Annotated in this window: 8 protein-coding genes and 1 pseudogene; 7 read left to right on the top strand and 2 right to left on the bottom strand. The window is 72.6% G+C overall.

Features of this window, described 5'->3' with window-relative positions; translation table 11 throughout:
- Nucleotides 1–262 (bottom strand): annotated as a pseudogene (locus tag OKW78_RS04575) (halocyanin); the annotation flags it as partial.
- A 115-nt stretch (nt 263–377) separates the two neighbouring features.
- Nucleotides 378–1,202: a hypothetical protein gene (locus OKW78_RS04570; protein WP_281194111.1), complete on the bottom strand. Its 825-nt coding sequence runs from the start codon at nt 1,200–1,202 to the stop codon at nt 378–380.
- Nucleotides 1,203–1,330: 128 nt separating this feature from the next.
- Here OKW78_RS04570 and OKW78_RS04565 point away from each other — a divergent pair, with 128 nt between their 5' ends.
- The 7 genes from OKW78_RS04565 (at nt 1,331) to OKW78_RS04535 (ending at nt 7,030) form a co-directional block, all read left to right on the top strand.
- Nucleotides 1,331–1,813 carry a hypothetical protein gene (locus tag OKW78_RS04565; protein WP_281194110.1) on the top strand — a complete coding sequence of 161 codons (483 nt, stop codon included), beginning with the start codon at nt 1,331–1,333 and terminating at the stop codon, nt 1,811–1,813.
- Between the two features lie 62 nt (nt 1,814–1,875).
- Nucleotides 1,876–2,496, top strand: a complete 621-nt coding sequence (locus tag OKW78_RS04560; RefSeq protein WP_281194109.1) for an HAD family hydrolase — start codon at nt 1,876–1,878, stop codon at nt 2,494–2,496.
- Nucleotides 2,493–3,467, top strand: coding sequence for a CobD/CbiB family cobalamin biosynthesis protein (locus tag OKW78_RS04555; protein WP_281194108.1), 975 nt, complete (start codon nt 2,493–2,495; stop codon nt 3,465–3,467). The genes OKW78_RS04560 and OKW78_RS04555 overlap by 4 nt, the downstream gene beginning before the upstream one ends.
- Before the next feature lie 104 nt (nt 3,468–3,571).
- On the top strand, nt 3,572–4,372 hold the full coding sequence (locus tag OKW78_RS04550) for an adenosylcobinamide-GDP ribazoletransferase (protein WP_281194151.1): 801 nt from the start codon (nt 3,572–3,574) through the stop codon (nt 4,370–4,372).
- Nucleotides 4,357–5,073 carry an NTP transferase domain-containing protein gene (locus OKW78_RS04545; RefSeq protein WP_281194107.1) on the top strand — a complete coding sequence of 239 codons (717 nt, stop codon included), beginning with the start codon at nt 4,357–4,359 and terminating at the stop codon, nt 5,071–5,073. The genes OKW78_RS04550 and OKW78_RS04545 overlap by 16 nt, the downstream gene beginning before the upstream one ends.
- A gap of 44 nt (nt 5,074–5,117) precedes the next feature.
- Nucleotides 5,118–6,125 (top strand): threonine-phosphate decarboxylase, encoded by a 1,008-nt coding sequence (locus tag OKW78_RS04540; RefSeq protein WP_281194106.1) that lies wholly within the window; start codon nt 5,118–5,120, stop codon nt 6,123–6,125.
- The gene (locus OKW78_RS04535) at nt 6,122–7,030 is read left to right on the top strand and encodes an adenosylcobinamide amidohydrolase (protein ID WP_281194105.1); all 909 of its coding nucleotides are present in this window, start codon (nt 6,122–6,124) and stop codon (nt 7,028–7,030) included. Before OKW78_RS04540 ends, OKW78_RS04535 begins: the two co-directional genes overlap by 4 nt.
- The last annotated feature ends 1 nt before the right edge of the window (nt 7,031 follow it).

Raw genomic sequence — 7,031 nt, 5'->3', positions numbered from 1 at the left:
GTGCGCCGCCGTTGCCGGTCCACTCCCAGGTGATCGTCGTTCCCGGGTCGACCCACAGCTGCGTCGGGTCGAACGCGAGACCGCCGTCTCCGCCGCCGACCTCGACCGTCACTTCGCTCTCGCCGCGAGCGTCCCTGTAGCTCCCGAGGTTCCCGTTCGTGACCCCGCTCGGCCACTCCGGTTGCACCTCCTGTGCGGCGGCCGTTCCGGTCGCCCCGCCAGCGGCCGCGACCGCGGCGGTCGTGCCGCCGGCCGTTCGCACGAATTCCCGCCTTTTCATACAGTTTCACTCAGGACGGGGTGCGCTTAAACCCACCGACTATCCTCGATCGGTGGGCGGATAGTAAGGGGGGTTGAAACCCCTGAATTCGGCGTTTTCACCGATCCTCGGTCTCCTCGCTCAGGACCTCTCCGTCGACCGGGACGAACCCCGGTCGCTCCTCCGCTTCCCGGAGCGCGCGCAGCCGGTCGCGGTACTCCTCGGAACGGAACCGATCGGAGAGCCTGGCGTTGGCGACCATCGCGAACAGGAAGAGCCCCACGAGGAGGAAGACGGCTCCCATCGCGGGGCCGACGATGCTGTCGAGGTCCGTCAGGAACGACGCGCCGAGCAGGGCGACGCCCGCGATCACCTGGACCGCCGCGACGACCTGGATCATCAGGTTGCCGAACTCGCCGGACCCCTCCGGAACCGTGTCGGGATGGGGGAGCGACCAGTCGTCGGGAGGGTCGGCCACGTCGTGCTCCTCCATCGCCGCGAGCGCGACGAGCGGCTCGACGTCCCGGAGCACCGTCCCCCGGCCGCTCACCTCGCCGCTCGGACGGACGATCGCGTACCCCTCGTCGGAGTAGACGAGCACGCGCTCCTCGCCGTCCTCGCGCACGCGCTCGAGAAGCCCGAACACCTCGCGTCGGGCGATCCGCGACTTCAGTTCGGCCTCGACGCGGTCGAGCAGGCGCGCCCCGGTGATCCACGTGTCGGGGTCGAAGGCGGCGTCCCACTCCTCGGCGCTCATTCGGGCCATGTCCGCCGGCCCGAAGTCGTCGAAGTCGTACTCGTCGTCGACCCGATCGCGGAGCTCGGCGAGGTCGTCATCGGCGTCGGCCCCGTTCGGGCTCGGGACGTTCGGGTCCCCCGAACCCTCCTCGACGGCCTCCTCATCGGGACCGTCCGGCTCCGACCGCGTCGAGGTGTCCTCCATCGCCCGGACGTACGCGCTCGGGACGGTAACTCTTTTTCGTCCGATCCCGTGCCTCGGGAACTCCTGGGAACTCCACGACCCGTCGGCGGATCGTGGAGCTTTACGCACACGGGACCGAAGCGTGAGTCATGGTCGACGAGTCGGTGATCGCGGCGGCGGTGGGGCTGTCCGTAACGGCGAGTCTCCCGTTCCTTCTGTACGGCGCGTGGATCATGATCGACACCGAGGTGGTGACGTGGAACGTGTTGATGCGTCATCTGCGGTACATTCTCGTCGGCCTCCTGTTGACGACGGTTCCGATGGTGACCTGGATGATGCCCCGGCTCCTCGGTCAGCTCTCTGGCGGAGCCGTCGTCCACGCCTTCCTGGGACTTCAGGCGTACGCGCTGTTGACGTTCGCGCTCACCGGTATCGTCCGGATCTTCCAGGCCAAACGGGACGCCGACGCCTACGACGACCCCGACGTCGACATCGACGAGCTCCACGAGGACATGGGAAAGTGGCGCGGCCGGCTCCGCGTTGGTGTCGCCGGATTCATGCTTCTCTGGCTCTGTGCGTGGGTCTCCGGGCTCTATCGGTTCTACAACCTCCACCTCGGCCAGCTGTTCTGAGCCCGCGCGAGTCGTGACCCGACCGACAGGTTCAATCCCGGTTTGTCCCTACAGGGGGTATCGTGGCAGTTACGTTCGATCTCTTCGGCACGCTCGTGGACGTCGAGTACCCGACGGACCCGGCCGAGGTCGTCGCGCGCGAGCTCGAGTCGCGGGACGTCGCCGTCCCCGACGACTGGCACGTCGCGTACGGCGAGCGGCACGTCGACGCCCCGGACGGCGCGGAGGTCCCCCTCCCGGCGCACGTGGCCGCAGCTCTCGACTCGCGCGGCGTCGACGCCCCCGACAACGTCGTTCGTCACGCCGTCGTCGCCGCCTTCGATCCCGAGGTCACCCGCCGTGAGAACGCGCTGGAGGCGGTTCGGACGGCGGCCGACCGCGGCCCGGTCGGGATCTGCTCGAACTGTGCGGTCCCTGAGCTGGTTGCTCGGACGCTGATACGTGCGGGCCTCCGCGGGGAGTTCGACGCGGTCACGACGAGCGTCGGCTGCGGCTGGCGGAAGCCGCATCCGAAGGCGTTCGAGGCCGCGGCGGAGGCGCTCGGCGTCGCGCCGTCGGCCCTGATCCACGTCGGGAACGACTCGACGACCGACGGCGGCGTCGTCGAGGTGGGCGGCCGGTTCCTCGACGTGACGGAGATCCCCCTCGACGCGATCGGCGGCGAGCTGGAGGCCGAGCCGTGACGCTCGCGGCGGCCGGCGCGCTCGCGCTCGCCGCCGCCCTCGACCTGGCCTTCTCGGAGCCGCCGTCCTCCCTTCACCCCGTGGCGTGGCTCGGGCGGGTCGTCGCCGCGCTCGACGACCGCCTGCCCGACTCGCGGTCCGTCGGCGTCGCGCTCGCGGTCGTCGCTCCCGTAGCCTTCGCCGCGCTCCTCGCCACGCCGGTGATCGCGGTCGGATCCCTGTTTCCCGCGGCCGGGTCTCCGGTCGCCATCGTCCCGGCCGCCGGGACCGCGGGCGTCGTCCTCTTCGTCTGCTCGAGCCGTCGGATGCTGCTTTCCGTCGCCGGCGACGTGATCGATCTCGCCGACGAGGACCTCGAGGCGGCGCGCCGCGAACTGTGCGCACTCGCGGGGCGGGACGCCGCGGACCTGTCGTCCGCTCACGTCCGGTCCGCGGCCGTCGAGAGCGCGGCGGAGAACCTCGCCGACGGCCTGATCGCTCCCCTCTTCGGGTTCGTCGTCGGGGCGGTCCTCGCCTCGTACGCGGGGCTCCCGCCGACGGTCGTGCTCGCCGCCGCCGCGGGTGCGGCCGCCTGGATCAAGGGCGTCAACACGCTGGACTCGATGCTCGGGTATCGCGACCGGCGGGCCGGCTGGGCGCCCGCTCGCCTCGACGACGCCGTCATGTGGCTTCCGGCGCGGGCGACCGCGCTCCTGATCCTCGCGGTCGGCTGGGGAGCAGCCTCGACCGATCCGACCGCGAGGCTCGGACGCGCGCGGTCCGCGGCGCTCGTCCCCGACTCGCCGAACTCCGGCTGGCCGATGGGGTCGCTCGCGGCGGTGCTCGACGTTCGACTGGCGAAGCCGGACGCGTACACGCTGTTGGCCGAGCGCGCGCTCCCGACGACCCCGGAGGCGCGGCGGGGCGTGCGGATCGTGTCGCGGGCCGGGTGGCTCGGCGTCGGCGTCGCGGGGGTGTCGCTGGCGCTGTGACCGGGAGCGATGAGGATACCGAGGGCTTCGGAGACGACGGAGGCGACGGAGACGTGGAGGGGACCGGAGACGACCGGGACGGGGTCGTCCCACCGGTCCGCCCGATCCCCGCGCTTCGCGGCGCGTTCACGTTCCTGACGCGGGTACCGATGCCGGGTGCCGCTCCCGCGGATTGGCACGCGTTCCGACGGTCCCCCTGGACGTTTCCGGTGGTCGGCGCGGGGGTCGGATCGGTCGCGGGGCTCGCGTTTCTCGCTCCATCGCCGTGGACCGCCGCGGCCGGCTACCTCGTCGCGCTCCATCTCCTCACCGGCGTCACCCACGCCGACGGGCTCGCGGACCTCGGCGACGCGGTCGCCGCCCACGACCCCGACCGCCGGCTGGCGGTCCTAAAGGACGCCGACCTCGGCGTCGGCGGCGCGCTCGCGCTCGGCGTCACGCTGCTCGCCACGACCCTCGGTGCGCTGGCGCTCGCCACCGGCTTGGTCGGCGGTGGCGGCACGGGCGGTGGAGTCAGTGGCGCGGGCGGCAGCGTGCTCGTCGGAACCGTCGCGTTCAGGGTCGTCCTCGCCGCCGAGGTCGGCGCGAAGGCGGGGATGGCGCTTCTCGCCTGTCTCGGGACGCCGGCACACGAGGGGCTCGGATCCGCGGTGGTCGGCGAGGTCGGGCCGCGGTCGCTGGTGCCGGTCGCGGTCGCGTCCGTCCTCGTCCTGCTCGTGCCGCCGCCCGGCGCGTTCCCGGCGCTTGCGGCCGCGTTGCTCGCGGGTCCCGTCGTCTCCCTCGTGCTCCTGGCTCGCGTCCGTTCGTGGCTCGGCGGGGTGAGCGGCGATGTCCTCGGCGCGGCGAACGAGCTCGGGCGGGCGGTCGCGCTCCACGCGGGGGTGGTGGCGTGGACGATCGCGTGACCGGTGACGATCGCGAGGGCCGGACCCTCCCGGCCGTGCTCCTCTGTGGCGGGCGCGGGACGCGTCTCGGCGGCGACGTCGAAAAGCCCCTCGTCGAGGTCGGCGGCCGACCGATGATCGCCAGGGTACTCGACGCGTTGGCGGACGCCGGCGTCTCCCGCGTCGCCGCCGTCGCGTCGCCACACGCACCCGACACCCGGCGCGCACTCGTGTCGGGGCTCGCCGAGGAGGCGGCGGTGCCGTGTACCGTCCTCGACGGGAGCGGAGAGGGCTACGTCGCCGACCTCGAGGTGGGACTCTCGGCGGTCGACGGCCCGGCCGTCACCGTCGCGGCCGACCTCCCTCTGCTCCGGGGGCGCGACGTCGAGGCCGCGATCGGCGAGGCGGTTCCCGCCGGGAGTGCTCCCGACGAGGTCGGCCCTCCGCCCGACGGGACGATCTCCGCCCGCGACGAGACGACCGCCCCGCCCGACGACCCCGTCCGGTCGGTAACGGTCTGCGTGCCGGTCGCGTACAAACGCGAGCTCGGCGCGAGCGTCGACTCGTCGTTCGAACACGACGGGACCGCGGTCGCGCCGACCGGCCTGAACGTCGTCGGAGAGGGATCGGATCGGGTCGTCCTCCGCGAGCGTGACTCCGTCGCGATCAACGTCAACCGGCCGGGGGACCTCGAGCTGGCGCGCCGGATTCTCCGGTCGTGACCGAGCGGAGGTGGCTTTTTGAGGATCGCGCCGGGATCGATGACATGGACGCGCAAGCGCTGGACGACGTCGATCGCGTGCCCCACGGCGGGGCCACGGACCCCGGCGTGATCGACTTCAGCGCGAACACGAACCCGGAGACCCCCTCGGGAGTGACGGCCGTGTACGATTCGGCGCTCTCGGCGTCGGGGAGGTACCCCGCGGACGACTACGTGTCCTTCCGTGCCGCCGCCGCGGACTACGTCGACTGCGCTCCCGCCGAGGTGATCCCGGCCGCGGGCGCGATGGCCGGGATGCGACTGCTCTTCGCGGTCGCGCTCGACGACGGCGACTCCGCGGTGATACCCGAGCCGTCCTTCGGCGAGTACGCCCGCGAGGTCCGGCTCCAGGGCGGCCGCCCGATGCCCGTCGCTCACGACGCGGTCCTCGACGTCGACCCGGCCGAGCACGCGCTCGTCGTCGTCTGTACGCCGAACAACCCGACGGGGGAGCTCGTCGACCGGGACGGGTTACTCCGGCTCGCGGCGCGCTGTCGGGAGGCCGGGACCACGCTGTTCGTCGACGAGGCGTTCCTCGATTTCACGTCCCAGCCCTCGCTCGCGGGCGAACCCGGCGTCGTCGTCGCGCGATCGCTCACGAAGATGTTCGGCCTTCCGGGACTGCGCGCCGGATTCCTCGTCACGACGGGACGGATCCGTGACCGGCTCGACCGCGGGCGACTCCCCTGGGGGTTGTCGACGCCGGCCGCCGCGGTCGGCACGCACTGTCTGCGGCGGACGGAGTTCGTCGAGCGAACGCGCGACCGCGTCGCCGCCGAACGCGAGCGCGTCCGGGAACGCCTCGCGACCGAGTGGGAGGTGTACCCCTCCGACGCGCCGTTCCTCCTCTTCGATACAGGGAGGGACGATCCCGACGCGATCCTGGAGGTCGCGAGGGAGCAAGGGATCGTCCTCCGGGACGCCCGGTCGTTCCCGCGTCTCGACAACCACCTGCGTACCGCGATCCGTCGACCGCGGGAGAACGACCGGCTCCTCGACGCGCTCGGCGTATGAACGGTCGACGTCCCGCGTTCAGCGTCGACGTCGCCGACGGAGTCTGTCGGTTCCGTCGGAGCGGCGGCCCGACGCGGTTCCTCTCGACCGGGTTCGACGGCGGGGTCCGCGTCGCCGACGCCGCCCACAACGTGACGGTTCCGGAGGGTTGGGACGACGCCGGCGGACGGGACCTCCGCGAGTACGTCAACGGACGAGTCGAGACCGCGGGATTCGCCGATGTCGTAAGCGACGGGGACGACGAACACGCCGCCCCCGCGCTCCTCACCGGCGTCGATCAGGAACACGCCCGGATCGCCCGGATCGACGAGGCGACGGTCCTCGCCACCGCGGGGGTGTCGAACCCCGCCGCGCTCCCGCTCCCGAACGAGGAGGTCGACGCCGCCGGCACCCCCGAGGTCGACGTCCGATCCGACGTCGATCCGGACGCGACGCCCCCCGCCGGCACCCCCGAGGACGACGTCCGATCCGACGTCGATCCGGACGCGACGCCCCCCGCCGGCACCGTCAACCTTCTCGTCGGCGCGGACCGCTCCCTGGCATCCGGCGCGCTCGCGAACCTCGTCGCGGTCGCCGCCGAGGCGAAGGCGGCGACGCTGCTCGCGACGGTCGGGTTTCCCGGCACGACGAGCGACGCGGTCGTGGTCGGCTGTCCGCCGGAACGCGACGCGGTCGACGGAGAGAGTCCCGACACGACGGGCGAGTTCTCCGGCTCGGCTACCCCGATCGGGTCGGCAGTCAGGGCCTGCGTCCGCGACGCGGTCCGCGCCTCGCTCGTCTCGCGGTACGGGCCGGGGCTCGAGGGGGCTCCGCAGTCGGTCGCGACCGCGAAGTACGGCGTCGTGACCGATCGGTCGGCGACCGTCTCGATCCCGATCGACGGCACGGAGTCGACCGGCGGGTAGG

Origin of the sequence: Halorubrum sp. F4 (assembly GCF_027257195.1) — an archaeon.
Lineage (GTDB): Archaea > Halobacteriota > Halobacteria > Halobacteriales > Haloferacaceae > Halorubrum.
Note: the sequence above shows the minus strand (reverse complement) of the source record. Positions and strands in the feature narration are given on the sequence as shown.